At 71.0% G+C, this 25,019-nt stretch carries 22 protein-coding genes and 1 pseudogene; 13 read left to right on the plus strand and 10 right to left on the minus strand.

What is annotated here, in order from left to right; genetic code table 11:
• Positions 1-2,757, minus strand: coding sequence for a GDSL-type esterase/lipase family protein (locus I3V78_RS07725; protein ID WP_204485668.1), 2,757 nt, complete (start codon positions 2,755-2,757; stop codon positions 1-3).
• A gap of 107 nt (positions 2,758-2,864) precedes the next feature.
• Between I3V78_RS07725 and I3V78_RS07730 the strand changes: the two genes are divergently transcribed.
• From I3V78_RS07730 to I3V78_RS07745, 4 genes are all read left to right on the plus strand, one after another.
• Positions 2,865-3,929 (plus strand): mannose-1-phosphate guanylyltransferase, encoded by a 1,065-nt coding sequence (locus I3V78_RS07730; protein WP_204485669.1) that lies wholly within the window; start codon positions 2,865-2,867, stop codon positions 3,927-3,929.
• A gap of 219 nt (positions 3,930-4,148) precedes the next feature.
• Positions 4,149-5,966 carry a serine/threonine-protein kinase gene (locus I3V78_RS07735; protein ID WP_204485670.1) on the plus strand — a complete coding sequence of 606 codons (1,818 nt, stop codon included), beginning with the start codon at positions 4,149-4,151 and terminating at the stop codon, positions 5,964-5,966.
• A gap of 46 nt (positions 5,967-6,012) precedes the next feature.
• A complete protein-coding gene (locus I3V78_RS07740; RefSeq protein WP_204485671.1) occupies positions 6,013-6,816 on the plus strand; it encodes a hypothetical protein in 804 nt (267 codons plus the stop codon).
• A 98-nt stretch (positions 6,817-6,914) separates the two neighbouring features.
• Positions 6,915-7,730 carry a type VI immunity family protein gene (locus I3V78_RS07745; protein WP_239576339.1) on the plus strand — a complete coding sequence of 272 codons (816 nt, stop codon included), beginning with the start codon at positions 6,915-6,917 and terminating at the stop codon, positions 7,728-7,730.
• Here I3V78_RS07745 and I3V78_RS07750 read toward each other — a convergent pair.
• From I3V78_RS07750 to I3V78_RS07760, 3 genes are read right to left on the minus strand one after another with little or no spacing between them, the layout of a single operon-like run.
• The gene (locus I3V78_RS07750) at positions 7,727-9,247 is read right to left on the minus strand and encodes a hybrid sensor histidine kinase/response regulator (protein ID WP_204485672.1); all 1,521 of its coding nucleotides are present in this window, start codon (positions 9,245-9,247) and stop codon (positions 7,727-7,729) included. The genes I3V78_RS07745 and I3V78_RS07750 overlap by 4 nt on opposite strands.
• Positions 9,244-9,702 carry a response regulator gene (locus tag I3V78_RS07755; protein WP_204485673.1) on the minus strand — a complete coding sequence of 153 codons (459 nt, stop codon included), beginning with the start codon at positions 9,700-9,702 and terminating at the stop codon, positions 9,244-9,246. The genes I3V78_RS07750 and I3V78_RS07755 overlap by 4 nt, the downstream gene beginning before the upstream one ends.
• Before the next feature lie 25 nt (positions 9,703-9,727).
• Positions 9,728-11,308 (minus strand): sensor histidine kinase, encoded by a 1,581-nt coding sequence (locus tag I3V78_RS07760; protein ID WP_204485674.1) that lies wholly within the window; start codon positions 11,306-11,308, stop codon positions 9,728-9,730.
• 155 nt (positions 11,309-11,463) lie between these two features.
• Here I3V78_RS07760 and I3V78_RS07765 point away from each other — a divergent pair, with 155 nt between their 5' ends.
• Positions 11,464-13,077 carry a Na+/H+ antiporter gene (locus I3V78_RS07765; protein WP_204485675.1) on the plus strand — a complete coding sequence of 538 codons (1,614 nt, stop codon included), beginning with the start codon at positions 11,464-11,466 and terminating at the stop codon, positions 13,075-13,077.
• 16 nt (positions 13,078-13,093) lie between these two features.
• Here the strand turns inward: I3V78_RS07765 and I3V78_RS07770 are convergent, their stop codons facing one another.
• Together I3V78_RS07770 and I3V78_RS07775 are read right to left on the minus strand one after the other, a co-directional pair.
• Positions 13,094-14,107, minus strand: a complete 1,014-nt coding sequence (locus I3V78_RS07770) for an Lnb N-terminal periplasmic domain-containing protein (protein ID WP_204485676.1) — start codon at positions 14,105-14,107, stop codon at positions 13,094-13,096.
• Between the two features lie 61 nt (positions 14,108-14,168).
• Positions 14,169-15,512, minus strand: a complete 1,344-nt coding sequence (locus I3V78_RS07775) for a M28 family metallopeptidase (RefSeq protein WP_204485677.1) — start codon at positions 15,510-15,512, stop codon at positions 14,169-14,171.
• A gap of 197 nt (positions 15,513-15,709) precedes the next feature.
• Here I3V78_RS07775 and I3V78_RS07780 point away from each other — a divergent pair, with 197 nt between their 5' ends.
• The 3 genes from I3V78_RS07780 to I3V78_RS07790 are packed head-to-tail and all read left to right on the plus strand — an operon-like array spanning position 15,710 to position 19,296.
• Positions 15,710-17,080, plus strand: a complete 1,371-nt coding sequence (locus tag I3V78_RS07780; RefSeq protein ID WP_204485678.1) for a phosphomannomutase/phosphoglucomutase — start codon at positions 15,710-15,712, stop codon at positions 17,078-17,080.
• Between the two features lie 49 nt (positions 17,081-17,129).
• Entirely contained in the window at positions 17,130-18,062 is a 933-nt protein-coding gene (locus I3V78_RS07785; protein WP_204485679.1) for an ROK family protein, read from the plus strand.
• Positions 18,063-18,111: 49 nt separating this feature from the next.
• Positions 18,112-19,296, plus strand: coding sequence for a BMP family lipoprotein (locus I3V78_RS07790; RefSeq protein ID WP_204485680.1), 1,185 nt, complete (start codon positions 18,112-18,114; stop codon positions 19,294-19,296).
• Positions 19,297-19,375: 79 nt separating this feature from the next.
• Here I3V78_RS07790 and I3V78_RS07795 read toward each other — a convergent pair whose 3' ends face one another.
• Both I3V78_RS07795 and I3V78_RS07800 read right to left on the minus strand, forming a co-directional pair.
• The gene (locus I3V78_RS07795) at positions 19,376-20,494 is read right to left on the minus strand and encodes an OmpA family protein (RefSeq protein ID WP_204485681.1); all 1,119 of its coding nucleotides are present in this window, start codon (positions 20,492-20,494) and stop codon (positions 19,376-19,378) included.
• A gap of 49 nt (positions 20,495-20,543) precedes the next feature.
• On the minus strand, positions 20,544-20,903 hold the full coding sequence (locus tag I3V78_RS07800) for a DUF4398 domain-containing protein (protein ID WP_204485682.1): 360 nt from the start codon (positions 20,901-20,903) through the stop codon (positions 20,544-20,546).
• 270 nt (positions 20,904-21,173) lie between these two features.
• Between I3V78_RS07800 and I3V78_RS07805 the strand changes: the two are divergent.
• From I3V78_RS07805 to I3V78_RS07825, 5 genes and pseudogenes are all read left to right on the plus strand, one after another.
• A pseudogene (locus I3V78_RS07805) lies at positions 21,174-22,103 on the plus strand (endonuclease/exonuclease/phosphatase family protein); the annotation flags it as partial.
• A gap of 92 nt (positions 22,104-22,195) precedes the next feature.
• Positions 22,196-22,711 (plus strand): Na+/H+ antiporter subunit E, encoded by a 516-nt coding sequence (locus tag I3V78_RS07810; RefSeq protein WP_204485684.1) that lies wholly within the window; start codon positions 22,196-22,198, stop codon positions 22,709-22,711.
• A complete protein-coding gene (locus I3V78_RS07815; protein WP_204485685.1) occupies positions 22,708-23,001 on the plus strand; it encodes a monovalent cation/H+ antiporter complex subunit F in 294 nt (97 codons plus the stop codon). Before I3V78_RS07810 ends, I3V78_RS07815 begins: the two co-directional genes overlap by 4 nt.
• Positions 22,998-23,288: a cation:proton antiporter gene (locus I3V78_RS07820; RefSeq protein ID WP_204485686.1), complete on the plus strand. Its 291-nt coding sequence runs from the start codon at positions 22,998-23,000 to the stop codon at positions 23,286-23,288. The genes I3V78_RS07815 and I3V78_RS07820 overlap by 4 nt, the downstream gene beginning before the upstream one ends.
• A 47-nt stretch (positions 23,289-23,335) precedes the next feature.
• Positions 23,336-23,758, plus strand: coding sequence for a hypothetical protein (locus tag I3V78_RS07825; protein WP_204485687.1), 423 nt, complete (start codon positions 23,336-23,338; stop codon positions 23,756-23,758).
• An 18-nt stretch (positions 23,759-23,776) separates the two neighbouring features.
• Here I3V78_RS07825 and I3V78_RS07830 read toward each other — a convergent pair whose 3' ends face one another.
• Together I3V78_RS07830 and I3V78_RS07835 are read right to left on the minus strand one after the other, a co-directional pair.
• Positions 23,777-24,568: an energy transducer TonB gene (locus I3V78_RS07830; protein WP_204485688.1), complete on the minus strand. Its 792-nt coding sequence runs from the start codon at positions 24,566-24,568 to the stop codon at positions 23,777-23,779.
• 16 nt (positions 24,569-24,584) lie between these two features.
• Positions 24,585-25,019 (minus strand): ExbD/TolR family protein, encoded by a 435-nt coding sequence (locus I3V78_RS07835; protein ID WP_204485689.1) that lies wholly within the window; start codon positions 25,017-25,019, stop codon positions 24,585-24,587.

The following is a 25,019-nucleotide window of genomic DNA, read 5'->3' on the forward strand; positions in this document are numbered from 1 at the left end:
TCAGCGGCCTTCCGAGGCGAGGGCGGGGGGCGGGTGCTGCTTGAAGGCCTCGTAGGCCGACTGGAGGTCCGCGAGCAGCAGGCCCGCCAGCCGCTGATAGCCCTCGGGTGTCAGGTGCGTGCCGTCCGCGTGGCCCAGGCCTTCCTTCTGCCAGCGCAGCATGGCGCGCTCGCCACCCATGGCGGCCCGGGCGGACCAGTACGCGCAGCCCTGCTCCCGCGCCACCTCGGGCAGCACCGTCACCACCGTGCCCAGGCTCGGGGTCTCCTCCCACGTGCCTTCCGCGCGCTGCTGTTGCCGGTCCGTGGTGCCCAGCACGAGGCACTCGGCGCCGCCCGCGTCGTGCTTGAGCCGGGCGATGAGGGCGCCGTAGTCCGCGCGCAGCGTGGCGGCGTCCAGCGTCGGCAGCGCGCTCTCGTTGGTGCCGTACCAGAAGACGAGCAGCTGGGGCTTGCGCGAGGACAGCTGCGCGGCGAGCGCCTGGGGCTCCAGGGTGGCCACGGTGGCGGCGGTGGCGCCCGGCAGGCCCACGGCGTCGTAGGTGACGCCGGGCCGCTCCAGGTCCAGCGCCGCGCCGAGCACCGTCACGGGGCCTCCCCCCGCGTTGGTCACCGAGAGCAGGTGGGCGGGGCCCGGCACGGGGAAGGAGCGCACGCGCACCGTGGGCGTGGTGAAGGGCTCGGGCGGAGGCGGCTCGGGAGAGATGGCCGCGCCGTCCACCTTCACGTCCAGGCGGCCCGCGCCGGGTCCATCCAGCCAGTACAGGGACAAGCGCGCCGTGGGCGTGACGGCCGAGGCACAGCCCTCGCAGAAGCGGATGCGCCACTCGGCGCCCGGCGCCCCCACGGCGCGCACGCCGCTCAGGCCCCAGGCCTGGCCGGGCGAGGCCGTCTCCAGCGCGTCCTCCATCGTCCACTCGCCCAGCAGCTCGCGGGACACGCCCGAGGGGGTCAGCCGATCGGAGGCCCGGCCCGCGGCGACGAAGCCCCGGCCCGCGTCGCCCAGCCGCTGGCTCAGCGCGCCGCGCAGGGTGTCGGTGAAGTAGTGCGAGGCCGTGTGCGAGGCGCCCAGTTGGAGGATGCCCAGGCGCGTGGGCTCGCCCTTCTCCAGGGCGAGCATGCGCGTGAAGGTGGCGCTCAGCGCGCGGTCGGCGTCCCGCAGGCCCGGCGGGTCCACGAGCGCCACGCGGGGCGGCGCGCTCGCGGCATAGGCCCGCTGGAGCGACAGGTCGAAGAGGTGCCCGAGCAGGTTGGAGCCCTTGGCGCGCGGGTGGATGAGGTCCGCGTTGAGCATGCCGGCCGACAGCCACTGGATGGCCGAGCCCTCGTCGCCCATGGCGGTGAGCGCGTCCCAGTAGGCGCAGCCGCCCTCGCGCGCCACCTCGTGGAAGATGTCCGCCACGGCGCGCGAGCCCCGGCGCGGCACCAGCTCGCCGCCCAGCGTGCGCACCGCCGCGTCGATGGGGGACCAGACGAGGCACGCGGCATCCGGCACGGACTCGCGCACGCGCCGCACCAGCTCGCGCGCCTCCTCGCGGATCTCCTCGGGCTTCGTCCAGTCGCGCGACAGGCGGAAGGCCTCGTTGCCGCCGAACATGAGCACCACGAGCGCGGGCTTGCGCTGGCGCATCTGGGCGCGGAAGTAGGGCGCGTGCGCGCGCAGGAAGACGCCCGCGTACGCCCCCGGCAGGCCGAGCGTGTCGTACACCACGCCGGGCTGGCCGTTCTCCAGGGACACGCCGTGCAGCTCCACCTTGCCGCGCGTCCTGAGCGTCAGCGTCTGCAGGCCCTCGGGCAGCTTCACCCGGGCGGAGGCCACCTCGGCGGGCGTCCAGCGCATCTGCACGCGCTGCAGGGGCTTGCCGTCCGCGAGCAGCTGCAGCGAGCCGCCTCCGGGCTGGGCGAGGAAGAAGATCTCCGCGGTGCGCGCGTCCTCCACCGCGAAGCGCACCTCCTGCACGCTCGAGACGCCCGCGGCGAAGGCCACGCCGGAGAAGGGCAGGCGGTCGCGGGGCGGTGCCCGGTCGATGACGCGGATGAACTCCCACCCGGGCGAGGCCACGCCCGCGCGCACGCCCCGACCCGAGCGCGTGGGCCGGTCCACATAGAGGAAGCCCTTGCCGCCCGAGCCATGGCGCGCCTGCAGCCGCTCGCGCACCACGTCGGTGATGTGGTCCGAGGCGATGAGCGAGTCGCCCAGGTGCTCCACGCGCACGGGCGTGGTGCGGCGGCCCTCGTGCAGGGCCCGCAGTGCCTCGAAGAAGGGCGCGAGGCCATGCTCCTCGCAGCCCTGGGGCCCCATGCGCCGGCACCCCAGGTCCACGTCCACCTGCCGGGCGCCCATCTTCTCACCCAGCGCCTCCAGCTTGAGGGCCGAGGCGAGCATCGGGCCCGAGAGGCCCGCGAGCCCCCGGGGATCCACGGGCGCCCCGGGGTCCGTCGCTCCCGCGGGCGTCCCCCCCGCATCGGGGCTCGGCGGCTCGACGACGGCCACGGCCTCCTCGGGCTCCTCGTCGGGCAGCTCTGGCACCTCGGGCGAGTGCGTGTCCGCGTCGGGCTCCACCCCCACCGACTTGCGGCTGGCGCTGGAGGTGGTGACGAGCGCGAGCAGCTGCGGCCCCACCGGTCCTCGGCCGAGGCTGGGGATGGGACGCAACGCCTCCGGAACCGGGGCGAGGGACAACCCCACCGCGAGCGCGAGCGACAGGGCGAGGGTCAACCCGACCGATGTGTGCTTGGACTCCAACGCGGTCGGCATGAGACTGGCTTTTGAGCGCCGGGTCAAAACTCCGGCTCAAGGTCGTGGGGCATCCAGACGGACGAGCCCCTGGCGGGCGGCGGGCAAGCGGCTATGGTGCGCCGCCCATGGCACTCCATCCCGTCATCATGGCCGGTGGCTCCGGCACCCGTTTCTGGCCCCTGTCGCGCAAGGCGCGCCCCAAGCAGTTCCTGCCCCTGGCCTCCAAGAGCCCGCTCATCACCGACACGGTGTCGCGCCTCAAGGGCCTGGCCTCGGTGAAGGACACGCTCGTGGTCTGTGGCCCGGTGCACGCGAAGCAGGCGATGCGCCTCGTCAAGGGCCTGCCCAAGGGCAACCTCCTGGTGGAGCCCGTGGCGCGCAACACCGCGCCGGCCATCGCGCTCGCGGCCCTCACGGTGGCCGCCCGCGACCCGGAGGGCATCCTGGTGGTGCTGCCCTCGGACCACCACGTGGCGGACACGAAGGGCTTCCGCCAGACGCTCGCCGAGGCGGCGCGCGTGGCCGCCGGGGGCCACCTGGTCACCCTGGGCATCAAGCCCCACCGCGCCGAGACGGGCTACGGCTACATCCAGGTGGGCGAGGCGCTGCCGGACGGGGGCCGCCAGGTGAAGGCCTTCCGCGAGAAGCCGGATCCGGAGACGGCCCAGCGCTACGTGACGTCGGGCGAGTACCTGTGGAACGCGGGCATCTTCGTCTTCCGCGCGGACGCCATCCTGGCGGCCTTCGCCGAGCACATGCCGGAGATGGGCAAGGGGCTCAAGGCGCTGCGTGAGGCGGTGGGCAAGCGCACCTGGGCGGGCGTGCTCAAGCGCGTCTTCCCGAAGCTGCCCTCGGTGTCCATCGACTATGGCGTCATGGAGAAGGCCAAGAACCTGGCGGTGCTGCCGGGCGACTTCGGCTGGTCCGACGTGGGCTCCTTCGCCGCGCTGCCCGAGGTGCGCCCGGCGGACGCCCACGGCAACGTCGTCTCCGGACCGGAGGCGGTGCTGGTGGACTGCAAGGGCTGCGTGGTCGTGGGGGACAAGCGGCCCCTGGCGCTCGTGGGCCTCACGGACATGGTGGTGGTGGACTCGGGGGACGCGCTGCTCGTGGTCCCCAAGGACAAGAGCCAGGACGTGCGCAAGGTGGTGGAGGCGCTCAAGGCCCGCAAGCGCGAGAAGTTCCTGTAGCCTTTCGAGCAGTCCGCGCACCCGCGCGCTTCCCGGCGTGCCTTCGTTTTTTCAGGGCCGGATTTGTAGAAATGACGGGGCGGCTTCACCGGCGTTCCGCGCTTTCTCGCTTCGCCTCCACTTGCCGTGTCGAATAGCCCCCAGCGCAAGGGGTGCACGAAGGTTGCAGAGTTCCTCCGGCACGCCGCCGTTCAGGCAGGCGTGGCTTCGGGGGCGGCGATGGGTTGTGAACACTGTTTCACCGAGCATGAAGCGGGCGCCGGGTGCACCCGGGACGACTTCGCGGACGAGGCGCTGGCGGGCATGGGCTATGGCCCCCTGGTGCTCGCGCGCAAGCTCGGCACGGGTGCGCTGGCGAGCGTGTACCTCGCCGAGCACCGCGCGACGGGCGCCCACTTCGCGGTGAAGGTGCTGCACCCGCACCTGGCGCGGCTGCCCGCGGTGCTCCAGCGCTTCTACGCGGAAGGGCGCTCGCTGCAGCAGCACCTGGTGCACCCCAACGTGGCGCGCGTGCTCGACGTGCGCCAGGCGCCGAGCGGCCACCACTGCATGCTCATGGAGTACGTGGACGGCACCGCCCTGTCGCACCTGCCGCTGCCGCTGTCGCCCGCGGAGGGCGTGGCGCTGCTGCTGCAGGTGCTCGACGGCCTGGAGGCCGCGCACGCCCAGGGCATCATCCACCGGGACCTCAAGCCGGAGAACCTGGTGCTGTGCACGGACCGCGACGGGACGCGGCGCGTGAAGATCCTCGACTTCGGCATGGCGGGGCCGCTCTCGGCGGGCCTGTCCGACGCGGAAGTGGCCTCGGGCATGGTGGTGGGCAGCCCCGCCTACCTGGCGCCCGAGCTGTGGGTGCGCTCCGAGCCGGATGGCCGCGCCGACCTGTACGCGCTCGCGGTGCTGGGCTACCGGTTGCTCACGGGGCGGCTGCCCTTTGGCGGCGGGGGCCGCATGGGCGAGATGCTGCTCGTGCACGAGCCGACCGTGCCGATCGCCCCGCACCTCCTGGAGGAGCAGGTGCCGCCGGCGCTCTCCTCGGTGCTCTTGCAGGCCCTGTCGCTGCGTCCGGACGAGCGCTTCGCGAGCGCCCGGGCCCTGCGCGCCGCGCTGCAGGAGGCGCTGCGGCGGCCGGCGTTCGGGTGCATGGCGCCCATGGCCTTCCAGGTGCGGGTGGAGGACGCGCTCGGCCGGGGGCTGATGCCGGTGTTCGTCAACGACGTGAGCGCCGAGGGCCTGCGCATCGCGTGGGACGGGGCCCTGCCGCGCCTGGGCATGCGCCTGGACGTGGAGCTGTCGCTCAATGGCTGGGTGCTCGCGTGCGCCGCGGACGTGGTGCGGCTGCTGCCCACGGAGGAGGCGCGCACCTGGGGCGGCCGTCAGGGCTTCATCCTGCACTTCTCCGAGCCGTCCGAGGACGTCCAGCGGCTCATCGCCCAGGCGCTCGCGCCGGCCCCGGTGGAGGCCGAGCCGGACACGGAGCTCGCGCAGTTGCTCGCGCGCGCCACGGCGTGCAGCCAGGATCCGTATTCGCTGCTGGCCATCCACCCGCATGCGGACTTCGCCGAGGTGCTGCGGCGCGTGGCCCAGGCCGAGCGGCGGCTGGAGCCCTTCCGCCAGCGCATCCTCCCGGAGACGCAGCGCCAGGCGCTCGAGGCCCTGCGCAACAAGCTGGAGCTGGCCCGGCGCACGCTGGGCGAGCCGGTGGCGCGGGCGCGCTTCGATGCGTCGCGGGGCAACTTCCGCGGGGTGGCGCAGTGCCTGGCCGCGGGGATGCCGCCCGCGTCGGTCAACCGCCTGCGCCAGGCCTTCCTCGCGGCGCGTCCCGAGGCGGAGGGCCGCGCGAGAGCGATCTTCGACAAGGGCATCCTCATGGAGGCGCAGAACGCGCTGGACGGCGCGATGGAGCGCTACACGGAGGCGCTGCGGATGGACCCGCTCAACGTCTCGCTGCACCGCTACTACCACGCGCTGGCGCGGCGGCTGCGGCAGTCCAGCGTCCGACTGCCGGCCGTGCAGTCGCAGGCCGCGGCGCACTGAGCCCCCATTCTGGACAGCCGGGGCGCGTGGGCGGTAGACGCGCGCCATGGCCACTCGCGCCCATTTATGGGGTCCGCTCGCCCTGAGCCTGCTGGGCACGGGGTGCCTCGGACATCGGGGACTTTCCGTCCAGACCACGGACTCGGCGACGAGCGTCTGCCTGCGCACTCCCGCCTGTGTCACACGCGCCCCGGGCGAGGAGGCCCTCCTTCCGTGGCTGTCGCGCACGGCGGAGGCGGCCCGCACGGCGACCGCGGTGATGCGCCTGTTGGACGCGGCGCAACTGGCACGTGTCCAGGAACTCGTGGTCCAGTGCGCGAAACGGGCGAGTGACGCGGTCGACCAGTCGGACGACGTACTGCGCGGACGAAGCCCGGACCGGGAGGAGTGCCAGCGGGTGGTGCGCCGGGAGAACGGGCGTGACGTGACGCGCGCCATGGACCTGGGAAACAAGAAGCACGCGGCGGCGATGGACTGCCTCCGCCAGCAACTCGGGAAGTACTTTCCCGAGCACTTCAGCCTGGAGCCGCGCTACCAGAAGGACCTGGACACGGGCCGCTGGACGCGGCTCGACCCCGAGCAGGTAAAGGAGTGGGTGTTGCTCGGGATGACGGGGCGGCTCGTGGGCTCGCTGGCGCCCGACGTGGTGGTTCATGAGGCGGGCAATCCCAACAAGGTCCAGAGCGTGTACGACCTGAAGTTTCCCTGTCCGAAGGACAACCAGCCCCAGTGGGGTCGGTATGCGTCGACTCATCCCCACTTCCCCAAGAATCAAGGGCAGGTCTATCGGAAGGAGCTCTTGGAAGGACAGCCGTTGGTCCATCTCGTGACACCGAAAGGCAGCTATTGATGCCTACGCACTACCCTCATGTCCGTATCTTCAAGGTGAGAGATGCGCACGAACCCGAACTCATAGGGATTCGAGAGGGGCTGAGCATCACCTTCCACATGAAGCACCTTCACCGCGAGGTGGTGCTCGCCGTCTTGAAAGCCGTGGAGGTGTACCGTCAAGCGGTGAAGCCCGATGCGCTCGGTTGGTACGCGGAGCCCTTCATCGAGGACTGGAATCCCCTCGATGCCAAGGGACAGGCCATCATGTGGGGGCACATGTTGGAACACCCTGCCATGGGAATGTGGCTGAGCGAGCGTCCTGATTCCGTGACCGGGTATGACGTCCTCTACGAGGGGACCTTGTTCGAGGCCCACGCCGTAGATGAAACCAATGCGGTGTCCTTCCGCCTCCCCACGGAGGTGCTGGAGGAGCATGGTCCCGAATGGGTGCGAGACCTGGCCCTTCGATTGGCTCGGGAGCTTCCCTATGCCTCCGGCTACGTGGGCCTCTGCTTCAACTTCCCCGAGAGCGTCGTGGGCTACACGGAGGCGCTCCGTACATTCGCCCTCCGCTACCCGGGTCTGGACATTCCCGATTTGCGTTTCGAGGCCTCGGTTCTGGGCTACCAAATCAAGGGCGTGCACTGGATGAACTTCCTCGGGCCCAACGTCCTCGGCCCCCTGGGCGGCGTGGAGGGACTGCGCGCCCGGCTGCACACGTCCGGGACGACCGTGGAGGCGCTGGAGGGCGGACGCGCCGTGGTGACCCTGGGCCCCTGGCCCGAGGCGGGGGACCTGGACGAGGGCCGGGACCTGCCCGCCTGGCGTGAGCTGGCGCGGGTGCTGGAGCCCTGGATGTACCAGCCGCGCGGGGCGTGGAGCGGCTTCAGTGAGGAGGACATGCGGCGCTGGGCGCGCCGCTTCCTCGATTAGGCCCGGGCGTTCAGCGGGGCGATGTGGGCCAGCAGCGAGCGCAGCCGTCGCAGCTCCAGGGGCTTGTCCAGGCAGGGCAGGCCCGTGTCCGCGAGGAACACACGCGCGCGCTCGGAGAAGGCGCCTCCCGTCATGAAGACGACCCGCTGGGCCTGCTCGGGCGCGAGCCGTCGCAAGCGCTCGTAGAACTGCTGGCCGTCCATCTCCGGCATCAGCAGGTCGCACAGGATGACGTCGAAGCGCTGGCCCTCGGCCACCCGCTCGAGCGCCTTGGCGCCATGGTCGAGCACCTGGACCTCGCACGGCGCGCCGAGCACGCGCTGGATGGCCCGGCCCACCATGGCCTCGTCGTCCAGCACGAGCACGTTGCGCTCGGGGCTCTTCGGCAAGGCCTCGTTCGGGGTGGGCTCCTCGCCCGCCTCCGCCCTGGGCAGCACGAGGAAGAACACCGTGCCCTCGGGACCGGTGCGCTCCAGGCCGAGCCGCGCGCCCTGCTCCTGCGCGAGCCGCCGGCAGATGGCCAGTCCCAGGCCCGTGCCCAGGCCCACCGGTTTGGTGGTGAAGAAGGGCTCGAAGATGCGCTCGCGCACCTCGGGGGGAATGCCCCGGCCCGTGTCGTGGATCTCCACGCGCACCTGCCCCGCGTCCTCCAGCCGCGTCACCAGGCGGATCTCCCGTGTGGCTCCCTCGCTCTCGGCCACGGCGTCCGCGGCGTTGATGATGAGGTTGAGGAAGATCTGCCCGAGCGGTCCCTCGCCGCCGATCACCCGCGCCGGGGCGCCGTAGTCCTTGATGATGCGGGCCCGGTGGGCCACGTGGTTGTGGGCCAGGCGCAGGGACGAGTCGAGCACCTGGTGGACGTCCAGGGCGGCGCGCTGCTTGTCCTCGGGCCGCGAGAAGATCTTGATGTCGCGCACGATGTCCCGGATGCGCTCGGCGCACATGCGCGAGTCGATCAGCGCCTGCTCCTGCTCGCTTCCCGGCTCCGGCATGCTCCGCGTCTCCAGGAGGAAGTCCAGGTTGGCCAGGAGCGAGGACAGCGGGTTGTTGATTTCATGGGCCACGCTGGCCGACAGCAGGCCCAGCGAGGCGAGCCGGTCGGACAACAGCAGCTGCTCCTGCATCTCCCGGCGCTCGGCGCGCAGCCGGGCCTCGCGCAGCTCGCGCGTCAGGGCGGGGCCGAGCCGGGTGAGCCGATCCTTGAGCATGAAGTCGTGGACGCCGGCCTTCATGGCCGCCACGGCGGTGTCCTCGCCCATCTGCCCGGAGACGATGAGGAAGGGCACGTCGAGTCCCCGCAGGCGCACCAGGTGGAAGGCGGCCAGGGCGTCGAAGCGGGGCAGGGCGTAGTCGGAGATGATGGCGTCCCAGGGGCTCGTCTTGAGGGCCTGCAGGAGCGCCTCGGCCGTCTCGACCCGGGTGCAGGTGACGTCATAGCCGCTGCGCCGCAGCTCGCGCAGCACGAGCAGGGCGTCGTCCTCGGCGTCCTCGATCAACAGCAGCTTGAGCGGCGTCATCCCACGCTCCGGGGCGGGGGCAGCTCGTTGAGCACCAGCCAGTACATGCCGAGCTGCCGCACGGCCTCGAAGAAGGCGGTGACGTCCACGGGCTTGTGCACGAAGCTGTTGACGCCGAGCTGGTAGCTCTCCACCAGGTCGCGCTCCTCCTTCGAGGAGGTGAGGACCACCACGGGCAGGGTGCGCGTGCGCACGTGGGCCCGCAGGCGCCGCAGCACCTCCAGTCCATCCAGCCGGGGCAGGTGCAGGTCCAACAGCACGACCTGGGGCCGGATGTCCGGATCGCGCTCGGCGTGACGGCCCTGGACGAAGAGGTAGTCGAGCGCCTCGGCGCCATCGCGCACGACGACCACGGGGTTGTGCATATTGCCGCGGCGCAGGGCGCGCAGGGTCAGCAGTTCGTCGTCGGGGTTGTCCTCGACGAGCAGGATGACACGTTGACTCACGTCGACCATGGGTGGGGGGGCTCCATTGGGCGGCTCAGCGCGGGGGGGGGATCGCGCTGGGGGGGGGCTCGTGCAGCGTGAAATAGAAGGTGGCGCCCTGGTCGACCTGGCCCTCGCCCCAGACGCGTCCCCCATGGCGGCGGAGGATGCGTTGGACGGTGGCCAGGCCCACCCCGTTGCCCTCGAACTCCTGCTGGGTGTGCAGGCGCTGGAAGACACCGAAGAGCTTGCCCTGGTACTCCATGTCGAAGCCGGCGCCGTTGTCCCGCACGAAGTAGACGCGCGAGGGGCCGGGCTCCGGCCGCACGCCAAAGTGGATCTCCGCCTGGGGCCGCTCGCGGGTGAACTTCCAGGCGTTGCCCAGCAGGTTCTCCAGCACCGAGCGCAGCAGCCGGACATCTCCCCGGTCCACGAGCCCCTCCTGGAGGTGGAACGTCACCGCGCGCTCGGGCTGCCAGCGCTTGAGCTGCTCGGCGCACTGGCGCGCCAGGGTGGACACGTTGACCTCCGTCTCCTGGAACTCGGCGCGGTTGACGCGCGAGAGGGCGAGGATGCCGTCGATGAGGTCGGACATGCGCTGCGAGGCGGCGCGGATGCGCTTGAGGGAGTCCTGTCCCTCGCTCGGCAGCTGGTCGGCGCAGTCCTCGCTCAGCGCCAGCGTGAAGCTGGAGATGCTGCGCAGGGGCGCGCGCAGGTCATGGGCCACCGAGTAGGCGAAGGCCTCCAGCTCGCGGTTGGAGAACTCGAGCTGGGCGGTGCGCTCGGCGATCCGCCGCTCCAGGTCCTCGTTGAGCTGGATCACCCGCTGCTCGGCCTGCCGGCGCTGGGTGATGTCGGTGATCGTGCCCAGGGCGCCCGTGTAGTGGCCCGCCGCGTCGTACAGGGGGTTGGAGGAGATGATGGTCCAGAGCGTCCGCCCGCTCTTGTGTCGCAGGGCGAGCTCGTGCACGTCGGAGATGCCCTCGCGCCGCTTGCGGAAGTTGACGAGCACCTGGGCGCGGTGCTCCTCGGCGATGAAGTCGATGGCGTCGCGGCCCATCATCTCCTGCTCCGTGTAGCCGAGCAGCTGGGCCAGGTGGCGGTTGACGTAGGTGGTGTTGCCCTCGGGATCGATGGTCCAGATGCCTTCCTGGGCGGCCTCCACGATGAGGCGGAAGCGCTGCTCGGCCTCGCGCTGGCGGGCCTCGGCCTGGCGCTCGCGCGTGGTGTCGCGGATGAAGATCATCGCGCCGAGCAGCTCTCCCTCCGGGTTCTTCACCGGCTGACCGCTCACGTGCAGGTGCTGACCCTCGGGGTGCAAGTCCGACTGGACGAACATGTCAGCCGCGTGGACCTCGCCCGCCAGGGCCCGCACGAGCGGCAGCCGCTCCAGATCGAAGGGCCGCTGCGTGATGGGGTCCGTGATGGTGAAGCGCGTGCGCCAGGTCTCCTGGCCCATGCGGGGCAGTCCGAAGAGCTGGAAGGCCCGGGCCGAGGGGCTGAAGTACACGATGGTGCCCGCGGCGTCCGCGATGATGACCCCCTCGGAGAGGTTGTCGACGATGGCTCGGATGAGGGGCTGATGGGCCGCCTGGAAGAGGCCGGCGGCGAGCGCATCGGAGATGTCGGGGGCCATGTCACCCAGCAATGCCGTATTTCCCGCCAGGGCGCCAACGCGCGTCCTCCGGGACGTGGGGCATTTTGCCCCGTGGGCGTGGGGGCGTCCGGAGGGTTCCCGGAGCGCGGGTCCATGGGGTATGGGTGGTTTGTACTCCAAACGGGCGGAAGACCATGCATTTCGAACTGGCCTTCGTGCTGCTCTTCTCCATCGCGACAGCGGTGGCGATCGTGGCGCGCTACTTCAAGTTTCCCTACACGGTGGCCCTGGTGGTGGCGGGGTTGACGCTCGGCGCGGTGCACCTGTTCGAGCCGCCGCATCTGACCAAGGAGCTGCTCTTCGCCATCCTGCTGCCGGGCCTCATCTTCGAGGCGGCCTTCCACGTGGAGTTCCGCAAGTTCTGGAAGAACAAGATGGCCATCCACGCGCTGGCCATTCCAGGCCTGGTGGCCTCGGGCGCCATCACCGCGCTCATCCTCTCGCCGGCGGTGGGCGGGTTCCACCTGGTGGAGGACTTCGACCTCATCCACGCGTGCGTGTTCGCCGCGGTCATCGTGTCCACGGATCCCATCGCGGTGGTGGGCCTGTTCAAGGCGCTGGGCGTGCCCAAGCGCCTGGCCGTCCTCGTGGAGGGCGAGAGCCTGCTCAACGACGGCACCGCCGTGGTGCTCTTCACGCTCATCGTCGCGGTGGCCAACGGGGCCCAGTTCACCCTGGGCGGCGCCGCGTGGGACTTCATCCGCGTGGCGGGCATGGGTGGGCTCATCGGCTGCGGGATCGGCTACGGCATCTCCCAGATCATCAAGCGCATCGACGACGCCATGGTGGAGATCACCCTCACGATGATCGCCGCCTATGGCTCGTTCGTGGTGGCCGAGCAGTTCCACTACTCGGGTGTGATCGCCACGGTGGCGGCCGGCATGCTGTGTGGCAACGGCGTGGCGACCACGAGCATGAGCCCCACCACGCGCGTGGCGGTGGCGAGCTTCTGGGAGTACCTGGCGTTCGCGCTCAACTCGGTGGTCTTCCTGCTCATCGGCCTGGAGGTGCAGCTCGGCTCGCTCCTGGCGTCGTGGAAGCCCGTGCTGCTGGCCTACCTGGCGGTGCTCATCGGCCGCGCGGTGGTGGTCTACGGCGTGTCGGGCCTCTTGCGCTTCACCTCGGAGAAGATGCCCTGGCGCTGGAGCGCGGTCCTCACCTGGAGCGGCCTGCGCGGCGCCATCTCCATGGTGCTCGTGCTCGGTCTGCCCAACGACTTCGCCCACCGCGAGCTGCTGGTGAACATGACGTTCGGCGTGGTGGTGCTCTCCATCATCGTCCAGGGGCTCACCATGGCGCCCCTGCTCAAGCGCCTGGGCATCACCGGGCTCAAGGACATCTACCAGGAGCAGTACGAGCTGGCGCGCGGCCGGGTGGGCGCGATCCACGCGGCGCTGGTGGCCCTGGAGGGCATGCGCCGCACGCGGGACATCCCCGCGGACGTGCTGGAGCAGCTGGAGAAGGACTACCAGAAGAAGGCCAGCGAGGCGGAGAACGAGCTGTCCGCGCTCAAGCTGCAGACCAACCGCTTCCACGAGGAGGAGCACCAGGAGGCCCTGCGGCGCGTGCTCATCGTGGAGAAGGACTCGCTGCTCAAGTCCTACCAGCGCGGCGTCATCAGCCGGGAGGCCTTCGAGCACCTGGTGACCCAGCTGGACGAGCGCATCGCCCAGGCCAAGGACGCCGAGGGCCACGTGCCCCTGGACGAGTCCTCGCCCGCCCTGCCCGCGGACCCGGTGGGCACCTGACGCACCCGGCCCGGGCTCAGGGCTCCCCGGTGGCGCTCAGCGGCGCCGCGGGGCCCCGGCCGCGGATGCGCAGCGAGAAGTCGTCCCGGCCCTGGGCCTCGAGCGCCCGGGCGTTGATGCGGTGGCGCTCGCGCGTCTCGGCGAGCCCCACGTCGGTGTCGAGGAGCCCGAGCGCGAAGGCCAGCTCGTCCGAGTAGGCGGGCAAGAGGGTGCGCTGGTCGTACGGCACGTTCGTGGCGCTGACCTTCTCCAGGTGGCGCACCAGGTTGGTGGTGCAGTTGCTGGTGAGCGAGTGGTAGAACTCGGGCCGCTCCTGGAGCGCGTTCATCCGCCGCACCATGTCCAGGAAGAAGGCGGTGGTGCGCTCCGGGGTCGCGCGCACGGGGTAGAGGAAGACGTCGTCGCGCCGGTGGTTGCTGCGCAGCTGCACGAGGTCGCGCTCGTCACCCACCACGTAGATGAGCTCGTACTGGCGGAACAGGCCGCCGAGCACCGAGTACGTCTCGCCCCGCTCCCGGCGGATTTCCACGGAGAAGGCGAGGAAGCGATCCCCGGTGAACTCGAAGCTGACCATGGTGTGCGCCGCGCCCTCGAAGCCGGAGAAGGGCTCGACGATGTACCAGGCGCGCACCAGGTCCTTCGTGTCGTAGGTGGCGTCGTACCAGGCCGCGTCCCAGTCCGTGGTGCTCCGGTAGCGGAAGTCGCGCACGTCGTGGAAGGTGACGCGCGTGCCCTGCTCCTCGGCGCGGGGGGCCCGCACGAGGTCCGGCGCCCAATCCCGGGTGAGCGAGGGCTGGACGGTGTGCGTCCACGCGAGCACGCCCCCGCACAGCACGGTGAGCACCCCGAGCGCCAGGGGCCGCGAGCGCCACGCGGCGAGCAGCACGGCGAGCACCAGCCCGGCGGCGGTGGCGATCCGCGCGCCGAGGGCCATGCCGGGGTGGCCCCCGGTGAGGAGCACGGCGGCGGTGAGCCACGACAGCCCGAGGGCGAGGATCACGAATCGACTGGCGGCGCGGAGCAGGTGCATGGCGCGCGCGAGCCTACCCGCTCGCGCGCCCGTGCGCGCCCCCGCGGCCCGCCCCAGCGGCTCAGGCGCGGTTGGTCGCCTGCTGGATGATGTCCACCATGAGGTCCTTCACCCGGCGCGGCTTGTTGCCCCCGTTGTCCTCGATGATCTTCTCGATGTCGTCGGTGGGCTGGTGGTACTCCTCGATGAGGTCGCCGCCGCCCTTGGGGTTGGACAGGCCCTCGAAGATGAAGAGCACGTCCTCGCCCTTGCGCGAGAAGACGGCGCCGTCCTGCCGGTCCCGGTACTGGTTGATGTCGCGGTTGAGCCGGTCGAACGGGTCCGTCATGCGCTGGTTGGCCGTGTCGAGCAGATCGCGGAAGTAGTTGGGCGTGTTGCGCGTGTTGGTGTCCACGACCGACAGGCGCTGATCGTCCCAGCGGCCCACCATGTCCATGTTGATGACGCCGCTGATCTTGTCCAGGCCCAGGCCGGGGATGGGGTGATCCACGAAGTACTGCGAGCCGACCAGGCCCTTCTCCTCGGCGCCCGTCCACAGGAAGAGCACCGAGCGGTCCAGCTTGCCGGCCTTCTGCGCCTCGACGAGCTCGGGCATGGAGGCGAGCAGCACGGCGCTGCCCGAGGCGTTGTCGTCCGCGCCGTTGTTCACCTGGCCGCGCGTGGTGCCCACGTGGTCCAGGTGGGCCATGACCACGATGACCTCGTCCGCGTGGGGCCCGGTGCCCTTGAGCAGGGCCAGGGTGTTCTCCGCCTTGCCGTCCTGTTGGGCCGCCTGGCGCAGCTCGTCCACGCTCATGGGGCCCGAGCGCGGCGCGAGCGCCTTGCCCGTGGCCTGCTGGGTGGCCTCGTACTTCTGGGTGAGCAGCTCCCGGGTGTCCGCCGGCATGGCCTCGTCCAGGTAGAAGCCCTCCTGGAAGAGCGTGTGGCCGAACTCCTTGTGCGTGCCGTGCGACCAGGCGTCATCGTCGTGGGCGAGCCCCGCGCCCCCGCCCTTGTCCAGGAAGGAGAACACCGGGAAGCGTTGCTGGTAGGGGTTGCTCGGGTTGAGGGTGTTGGGGCCCTCCAGGCCGTACTTCTGGGCGAGCTGCTGCACGTAGGCGGACGCGGCGCTCAGGCCGTCCGAGGGGCTGTCGCGGCCCTGCAGCGCGTCCGAGGCCAGGTAGGCGATGTGCTTCATCGGGTCCGCGTCGTCCGTGTACGTGGGCACCGGGGTGCCGCCGGGACGCGGGGGGACGGGCGTGGCCGCCGGGCCGTTGGGGCTCCTCGCTTCGAAATGATCCGCCGGGGCCGCGCGGGGGGCGGGGGACGCCGTGGCGGCCGGGGTGTTCGCCGAGAGGGGGGTGGCCGGGCCCGCGGCCCGGGAGGGGACGGCGGACGGGATTCGCTCCGGGATGCGCGTGCTCATGGTGGGGGGGCCCTCGGTGTGTGAAGCTGTATGTCCTGGGTTATCGGAAGTGGGATTTTGTAGGTTTCGTGCCGCGTCAATTTTTCCAGGGAAGGGGCACCCCGGCTTGGATATCCGCCCGATTCGGGCTTGTGTAGAGTGCGCCGCCCTTCGGCTGGGACCTCCGCCGGGGGCTTTTCAGGGAAACCAACCGTCTCATGAACGCGCACATCTTCCGCGAGTACGACATCCGTGGCCTGGTGGATAAGGATCTGACCCCCGAAGTGGTGGAATTACTGGGCCAGGGATTGGGCACCGTGGTGCGGCGCAAGGGAGGGCGGACCGTGGTGGTGGGGCGGGACTGTCGCGAGTCCTCCACGGTGTTCCGGGACGCGCTGTGCAAGGGCCTGACCTCCACGGGGCTCGACGTGTTCGACGTGGGGGTGGTGCCCACGCCCCTGACCTACTTCGCCGCCAACACCCTTCCGGTGGACGGCCTGGCGATGATCACCGGCAGCCACAACCCGCCCGAGTATAACGGCTTCAAGATCGGCGCGGGCAAGACGACCTTTCACGGCGCGGAGATCCAGGCGCTGCGCCAGCTCATCGAGGCGCGCGACTTCGAGCGCTCGGAGCGGCCGGGCACGGTGAGCCCCTACGACATCATCACGCCCTACAACCACTTCGTCCGCCAGACGGTGAAGATGGGCCGGCGGGGGATGAAGATCGTCATCGACGCGGGCAACGGCACGGGCGGGGCCATCGCGGTGCCGCTCTTCGAGTCCATGGGCTTCGAGGTGGTGCCGCTGTTCTGCGACATGGATGCGCGCTTCCCCAACCACCACCCGGACCCCACGGTGGTGGAGAACCTGCAGGACCTGATCGCCGCGGTGAAGCGCGAGAAGGCCGAGGTGGGCATCGCCTACGACGGGGACAGCGATCGCATCGGCGTGGTGGACGACCAGGGCAACATCCTCTGGGGCGACCAGTTGATGATCCTCTTCAGCCGCTACGTGCTCAAGGCGAGCCCCGGCGCCGCCATCGTGGGCGAGGTGAAGTGCTCGTACACGCTCTATGACGACATCGTGAAGCACGGCGGCAGGCCCATCATGTGGAAGGCGGGCCACTCGCTCATCAAGGCGAAGATGAAGGAGGAGCACGCGGAGCTGGCCGGGGAGATGAGCGGCCACATCTTCTTCAAGAACCGCTACTACGGCTTCGACGACGCGGTGTACTCCTCGGCGCGCCTCTTGGAGATCCTCACCCACGAGGAGCAGAAGCTCTCCGGGCTGCTCGCCGACGTGCCGCGCACCTACGCCACGCCCGAGCTGCGCGTGGACACGAAGGAAGAGAAGAAGTTCGAGATCGTCAAGCGCGCCACCGAGCGGCTGCGCCAGGCGGGCCACTCCCTGGTGGACGTGGACGGCGTGCGCGTGACGTTCCCGGACGGCTGGGGGCTCATCCGGGCCTCCAACACCCAGCCCATCCTCGTGCTGCGCTTCGAGGCGCGCACCCCCGAGCGGCTGGAGGAGATCCGCCAGCTCATCGAGGGCACGGTGGAGACCATGCAGCGGGAAGTGGGCATTTGAGATGATGATCCAGACACACGACACGACGTCGCGCGGAGAGGACCCCAGGATGGCCAGGCTCGGAATCGATCTCGGTGGCACGTTCGCGCGCGCCGCGGTGGTGGATGATCACGGAAAGATCCTCGCCGTGGACAAGGTGGCGCTCTCCGAGCGCTCGCCCTCGGCGGTGGTGGAGGCCATCGCGCGGGCGGCCCAGCAGGCCATCACGGCCGCGGGCGCGCTGGACGTGCGCGCGTGCGGCGTGGGCGCCGCGGGGCAGATCCACGGCGAGTCGGGCGTGCTCGCGGTGGCGCCCAACCTGGGCTGGCGCAACGTGCCGCTGGGCGCGCTCCTGTCGGAGAAGCTGGGCCATGGCGTGCGGGTGGTGAATGACCTGCGCGCGGCGGCCTGGGGCGAGTTCAACGCCGGCGCGGGCCGGGGCTCGCAGGACATGTACACCGTGTTCGTGGGCTCGGGCGTGGGCAGCGCCGTCATCGCCAACGGCCGGCTGGTGACGGGCGGCGGGGGCGTGGCGGGCGAGCTGGGCCACACCAAGGTGGTGCCCAACGGGCGCAAGTGCGGCTGCGGCGAGCTGGGCTGCCTGGAGGCCTACGTGGGCGGGCACAACCTCATGGCCCAGACGCGCGAGCTGCTCGAGGGCGGCAAGTCCCCGGCCATCCGCGAGCTGACGGGCGGCGTGGTCGAGAAGATCACCCCCGTGACGCTGGAGAAGGCGGCGGAGCAGGGCGACCCAGTGGCGAGCGAGCTGTACGAGCGCGTGGCGCTCATGCTCACGCTGGCGGTGGCCAACCAGGTGACGGTGCTCAACCCGGCGCGGCTCATCCTGGGCGGCGGCGTGCTGACGCACTGCCCGGGCCTGCGGCGGCGGGTGGTGGAGGGCGTCCAGAAGTACGCCTCCACCACGGCGCGTGAGGGTCTGCTCATCTCCGAGGCGGAGCTGGGCGACGACAGCGGCATCATCGGCGCCGCGCTCCTGGCTTGATCCGGCGCTGAACTTGTGGGGGGGGTGGGGCTCTGCTAGACGCGGCGGCATGGCCCCTCGTCCCTCCCTGCTGCGACTGTCCCTGATGTCCGCCCTGGTGCTCGTGTCCGCCTGCAAGAAGCAGTCGGAGACGGCCAAGCCGGAAGACGCCAAGCAAACCGCGCCCCAGGCCGCCGGGACCGCCCCCCAGGCCAAGGCCCTCAAGGTGGGCCTGGTGACGGACGTGGGCGGCCGGGGTGACCACTCCTTCAACGACTCGGCGCTGCGGGGCCTGGAGCTCTGGGGCGCGGGCAAGAAGGTGGAGGGAGGCTCCTACACGGACGCCTCGCCCGCGGAGCTCAAGGAGTCGCTGACGCAGGACCTGGCCTCGCGCGAGATCGCCCCCGTGGGCGTCACCCCCGTGGTGCTGCAGAGCAAGGTGGCCGAGGACTACGAGCCCAACCTGCAGCTCCTGGTGGACCAGAACGCGGCCCTGTCCGTGGGCGTGGGCTTCATGCTCGAGAACGCCGTGGAGACGGTGGCCAAGCGCAACACGGACTCGAAGTTCCTGCTCATCGACAGCCCGCTGGTGGGCTCGGATGGCAAGCCCTACACCCTGCCCAACGTGCGCGCCGTGGTCTTCCAGGAGCAGGAGGGCAGCTTCCTGGTGGGCGCGCTGGCCGGTCTGGCCTCCCAGGGCGGCAAGCTGGGCTTCGTGGGCGGCATGGAGGTGCCCCTCATCAAGAAGTTCGAGGCGGGCTTCCGCGCGGGCGTGGCCGCCACCAACCCCAAGGCCACCGTGCTGGTGAACTACACGGGCAGCTTCGACAAGGTGGCCGCCGGCAAGCAGGTGGCGCAGGACCTGCTGGCCAAGGGCGTGGACGTCATCTACCAGGCGGCCGGCTCGGACGGCCTGGGCGTCATCCAGGCGGTGAAGGAGGCGCGCGACGCGAACAAGATGGTGTTCGTCATCGGCGTGGACTCGGACCAGGCGCACCTGGCGCCCGACGCGGTGCTCACCTCCATGGTCAAGCGCGTGGACCTGGCCGTCTACGAGGCCGTGCGTGACCTGACCCAGAACAAGTTCCAGGGCGGGGACGTGTCGCTGGGCCTCAAGGAGGGCGGCGTCACCTACGCGCCCGTGCGCGTGGAGTTCCCCAACCGCGCCGAGGCCCTGGAGAAGGTGGAGGAGCTGCGCGCCCGCATCGTGTCGGGGGAGCTGAAGGTTCCCGCGCACCCCTCCGAGCTCAAGTAGTCGTCGGGCGTCTCGACGCACCACGGCCCCGCTGCCCCAAGAGGGTGGCGGGGCCGTCGTGTTTCCAGCGGGCGCGGGACTACTTCTTGGGCGCGGGCTGCGCGCCGCCGCCGCCGCCGCCGCCACCCACGCCGCGCTCGATGATGATCTCCACGCGCCGGTTGTTCGCGCGGCCCTCGGAGGTGGAATTGGAGGCGATGGGCGCTTCCTTGCCCCGGCCGTCGATGCGGATGCGCTCCCGGTCCACGCCCTGGTCGACGAGGTAGTCACGCACGGCCTCGGCGCGCAGGTAGGACAGCTCGTCGTTGAGCTCGGACGAACCCTGGCTGTCCGTGTGGCCCTCGATGAGCAGCGGGTTCTCCGTCTTGTTGAGCGCGCTGGCCACGTCGTTGAGCCGACGCCGGGCCGCGGCCAGCAGATCCGAGCTGCCCGAGCGGAACAGGACGCTGCCGGAGAGCGTGAGGACCAGGCCTCGTGACTCCTCCTTCACCTGGACCTGCCGGATGTTGCGCAGCTCGCTGGCCACCTGGGCCTGGGCACGCGCCTCGGCCTGGGCCTCGGCGGCGCGTTGCTCGGCCTGGGCGCGTGCCTGGCGCTCCTGCTCGAGCTGACTGTTGAGCTCGTTGGCGCGCTGCTGGGCCGCGTCGAGCTGGGCCTGGCGCTCGCGCTCCTGCTGCTCCACCTGCGCCAGCCGCTGCTGCTCGGCCTGGAGCTTGGTGGCCTCCTCGCGCTGCTGGGCCGCCTGGCGCTGTTGCTGCTCGAACTCGGCCTGTCGCTGCTCGGCCTCCGCGCGCAGCCGCTGGGCCTCGGCCAGGTCCGTGCGCGTGCGCGCCAGCTCCTCGCGCGTCCGGGCCGCGTCGAGCGAGCGGGCGTCGGCGAGCTGCTGCTCGGCGTTGAACCGCTCCTGCTGGGCGACGGCGGTACGGGCCAGGGACTCGGCGAGCTGCGTCTTGCGCAGGGCCACGTAGGCGAGCGTGCGGGTCCGCTCCGAGTCGCTCTGGATCTCGAAGGCGCGGTTGGCCTCTTCCAGGGCCGCGCGGGCCTGCACCAGAGCCTCGGGGCTGTACTGCGCCGCGGGCCCGATGGAGGCCTGCTGGTAGGCGAAGCGGGCATCCTTCAATTCACGGGGCGTGCTGGTCACGCACCCCGAGATGACCGCGGCTCCGAGCACTCCCCACGTCAGTGTCTTCCATTGCATGACTTCTCCTATCGGAGGCGCGGCATCGCCGAGCCGTGGCGTCTGGCCGTCACTGCACCGTGCTTTGCTGGAGCCGCTGCACCTGCTGGAGCACCCGATCCGCTTCCGCGCGGGCGGGCGCCTCGCGGGCCAGGGCCAGGGCCAGCTCCGCATCGGCCGCGGCGCGCTGGAGGAACAGGGCGGCCTCGTCACGCCGGTTCTGCTCGAGCAGCCGCCGCGCACCCTCCGTCTGTTCCTGGGCCCACTGCAGGTGCTGGGCGGCATCGGGCACCGCGCTGGCGCCCGCCTCCTCCGCCTGGCGGATGGTGACCTGTGAGTCCACGAGCTGCCCGGTGGGGGGCACGCGTTGCGCACCCGCGCAACCAACGACTCCGAACACCAGTCCCACGGCGATGAGTGCTCTTCGCATGGCTTGTCGCTCCCTGGCCGCGAGGCCGCGAGCGAGCACCCGCCCCACCGTCCCCGCGCAACCGTCGATGCGTTCGGAGATGTGCACTGCCCGGCGGCACTACAACCCATGGCGCTCGCTGGCCCGCCTGCTCTCCGGACGGGTGCAGCGGGTCCTGGCCCGGCGGGTTGCCTGCACCTCCAGTCATAATCCGAAACCTGGCGGGGCCTTGTCAGGCCGCTCGAAGGGCCCGTTTGATGCGCGCTCCTCTTCCCCGGACAGGACGACGCCATGCCCTTGAGCGCCCGCGCTTCGAAGACGTTCCGCCTTGGTTCCTCGCTGCTGCTGCCCCTCTTCTCCCTGGCGCTCGCGTGTGGGCCCGCGCTGGAGACGTCGTCACCTGACACGGAGGAGCTCGTGTCCCAGCAGGCGGGGCTCGCGTCGGTCCGCGTCCGGCTCATGGCGGCCAACATCTCCAGCGGCAACTACCAGGCCTATGACCCGGGCCACGGCACCCGCATCTTCCAGGGCACCAAGCCGGACGTGGTGATGATCCAGGAGTTCAACTACGGCTCCAACTCCGCCGCGGACATCCGCACCTTCGTCAACACGGCCTTCGGCTCCAACTTCTACTACTACCGCGAGACGGGCGCGCAGATCCCCAACGGCGTCATCAGCCGCTACCCCATCCTCGAGTCGGGCGAGTGGAAGGACACCCAGGTGAGCAACCGGGACTTCGCCTGGGCGCGCATCGACATCCCCGGGTCCAAGGACCTCTGGGTGGTGAGCGTGCATCTGCTCACCTCGGGCAGCAGCGTGCGCAACACCGAGGCGACCAACCTCGTCAACTACATCAAGGGCAAGGTGCCCGCGGGCGACTACCTCGCCATTGGCGGCGACTACAACTCGGACAGCCGCGGCGAGGCGCTCTTCTCCACGTTCTCCGCGGTGGTGTCCACGGCGAGCCCCTACCCGGCGGACAAGAACGGCAACACCAACACCAACGCGAGCCGGGGCAAGCCGTACGATCACGTGCTGGTGAGCAGCAACCTGCGCGCCTACCAGACGGCGACCCTCATCGGCGGCAGCTCCTTCGCGGGGGGCCTGGTGGTGGACACGCGCGTGTACTCGCCCTTGTCGGAGATCTCCCCCGCGCAGAGCGGTGACAGCGGCGCCACCAACATGCAGCACATGGCGGTGGTGAAGGACTTCCTCATTCCCGAATAGTGGACGGCGCCTTGCCCCGCGGGACGGATGGCCATCGGGTTTCCCGATGGCCATGTCTAGACACCATCGTCGCCGGGGGGCGCCGCATGCCGAGCCGTCATGTTTCGTGGGTCCTGCGACTGGGCCTCTTGTCCCTGTTGTGGGCCGCGCTCGTGGAAGGCCGTCCGGCGGGGCTCGCCCTGGGCCTCGTGGCGCTGCCGTTGACGCTCTGGGGCTCGACCGCGCTGGAGCCCTCGGGCGCGCCGTGTGTGCGACCCCTGCGTCTGGCGGGCCTGCTGTGCTTCTGCGCGGGGCGACTCGTCCGGGGCGGCGTGGACGTGGCCCGGCGGGCGTTGAGTGCCCGACCCCTGTCGACCCCGGGCTTCCTGGAGACGCGCTGCCGTCTGCCCGCGGGCCCCGCGCGCCGCCTGCTCCAGGGGGTGGTGGGCGTGCTCCCGGGCCTGCTCGCGGTGGAGGGACCGGGCCGCGATGACCGGCTCACCCTGCACCTGCTGGACATCCATCCCGAGCGGGCCGCCCTCGCGCTCGCCCAGGTCCGGGAGTTGGAGCGGCGGGTGGCGCGCGTCTTCGGTCTGCCACCGCCGCCTCGGGGGTTGCCATGAACGTCTTCTACGCGGGCCTGGCGCTGTTGCTGCTCGTCACGCTGCTGGGCGTGCTGGTGTTGTGGGGCAACGTCGTGAGCGCGGCGGATCGCCTGCTGGCCGCGAGCCTCACCGGGGCGCTGAGCCTGTCGCTGCTGTTGCTCGTGGCGGAGGCCTGGAAGCTGCCCCTGCTGGACGACGTGGCGCTCGCGCTCGCGGTGGTGGGCGCGGTGGCCGTCTCCACTTCCGCGCTGCGCGCCCAGGCCACGGACAAACGCGCCCCCGAGCCCCTGGAGAAGCGCGCGCCATGAGTCTCGGGCTCCTGCTGTCCTCCGCGTGCCTGGTCTGTGGGGCCTTCTTCCTCGCCGTGGCGGCGCTGGGCCTCGTGCGCTTTCCCGATGCGCTCAGCCGCCTGCAGGGCGTCTCCAAGGCGACCGCCCTGGGCGTGGGCTGTTGGATGCTGGGGCTGCTGCTGCGCGCCTCGTCCGTGTTCACCGGGCTCAAGCTGCTCTTCGTCTGGGGCCTGGTGCTGGTGTGGCTCGGCTATCTGGGACAGCTCGTGGGCCGCCTCGCGTTGATCGCCGCCCGGCGCCGGTGAGGGTTGGGGTACGCTCGCCGCCTTCACCCTTATCCCCAGGAATCCGCATGGTCGACTTTCGCAACTTCATCGGGCGGGGAACCGCCTCGAGCGCTCCGCTGAGCATCTGGGCGCAGGTGCTGCTGCCCTACCTGAACGTGGGCACCGGCGAGTTCATCGATCTGGGGCCCCAGCAGGCCGCCTTCAAGGGGAAGATCGACACCGTTTTCTACAAGGGCGACTTCACGCTCGCGCTCAAGCTGCTCGACAACGGCACGGCGGAGATCAACCTCAACGGCACGCGCTCCACCACCGCGAAGTACACGGTGAAGGGCAGCAAGCTGTCCATCGAGGCGAAGTTCGGCGCCCACGACTCGGTCATCGCCTTCGAGCCCGGGGGCAAGGGCAACGTGGAGACGTACCTGTCGGTGTCGGGCGCCAAGAGCATCAACGTGCACCTGGCGCCGGGCGAGAAGCCCAAGGTGGCGTGAGCCCCCCGCGGGCCCGGCTCAGTCGAGCACGAAGGTGTAGGAGTACTTCATCTCCGTGGACACGGCCTCGCCATTCTTGATGGCGGGCTTGAAGCGGAAGCGCAGGAGCGCCCCGCGCGCCGCTTCGTCCAGGCCGTAGCCCAGGCCCTTGACCACGCTGACCTTCACCACGCGGCCCTCGGTGTCGATGGTGATGGACATGGTGACGGTGCCCTCGATGCCGGCGCGGCGCGCCTCGTCGGGGTAGGGCACCTTCACCTCCGAGGCCACGGAGGGCTCGGTGTCCACCTGGTACACGGGCACGTACTTGGGCGCCGCGTAGGCCTTCACGTCCTTGGGATCCACCGCCCGCTCGCCCGTCTTGCCGTAGACCGTGTTGCCCACGGGCGCGGCGAAGGCGCCCGCGCTGGTGGTGGAGGACATGGACAGGCCCACCACGAGCGGCACCGGCTTGCTGGGCGTCTCGGGGGGCGGCGCGTCGTTGGGCGGAGGCGGCGGTGCGTCCGGCGGAGGCGGCGGGGGCGGCTTCTCGGCCCGGGCGACCTTCACCGGGGGCGGCTTGGGCGCGGCCTTGGGCGGAGGGGGCGGCGGCTTGGGTTCCTCGGGGGGCGGAGGCGGCGGGGGCTTGCGCACCTCCACCATGACCAGCTCCACGGGCCGCGCGGACGCGGGCGGGGCCCGGTCCTCCAGACGCGAGAGCATCCAGAAGCCCACGGCGTGCACGCCGAGCGACGCCAGCACGAACGCGGGCGTCACCCAGGCGGGGCGCGCGGAGGGCAGGGGCGGAAGGGTCTGGACGGCCTGACTCATGTCCTCGCCTCGCTCCTCACGGCCCCGCGGGGGCGGCGGTGGGGGCCACGTCCTTCTCGATGTTGAGCGCGAACTTGGCGATGCCCTCGCCCTTCACCACGTCGATGAGCCGCATCACCCGGCCGTAGGGGATGGTCTGATCCGCGCTGATGATGGCGCGCGTCTCCTTGTCCTTGCCCAGGGCCTCGACCACGCGGCGGCGCAGCTCGTCCTCGCTCACCTCCGCGCCGTCGAAGAAGAGCTTGCCCTGCTTGTCGAGCACCACGTTGACGAGCCCCTGCACCGTCTCGCCGCCGTTGGCCGCGCGGGGCAGGTCCACCTCCACCGTCTCGCGCACGATGAAGTTGGCCGTCACCATGAAGATGATGAGCAGCACCAGCACCACGTCCACCAGCGGCGTGACGTTGATGCCGGAGATCTCCTCGTCGTTGTCCTGGGCTCCACCCGCCAT

The organism is Archangium primigenium (assembly GCF_016904885.1).
In the GTDB taxonomy this organism is placed as follows: Bacteria; Myxococcota; Myxococcia; order Myxococcales; family Myxococcaceae; genus Cystobacter; species Cystobacter primigenius.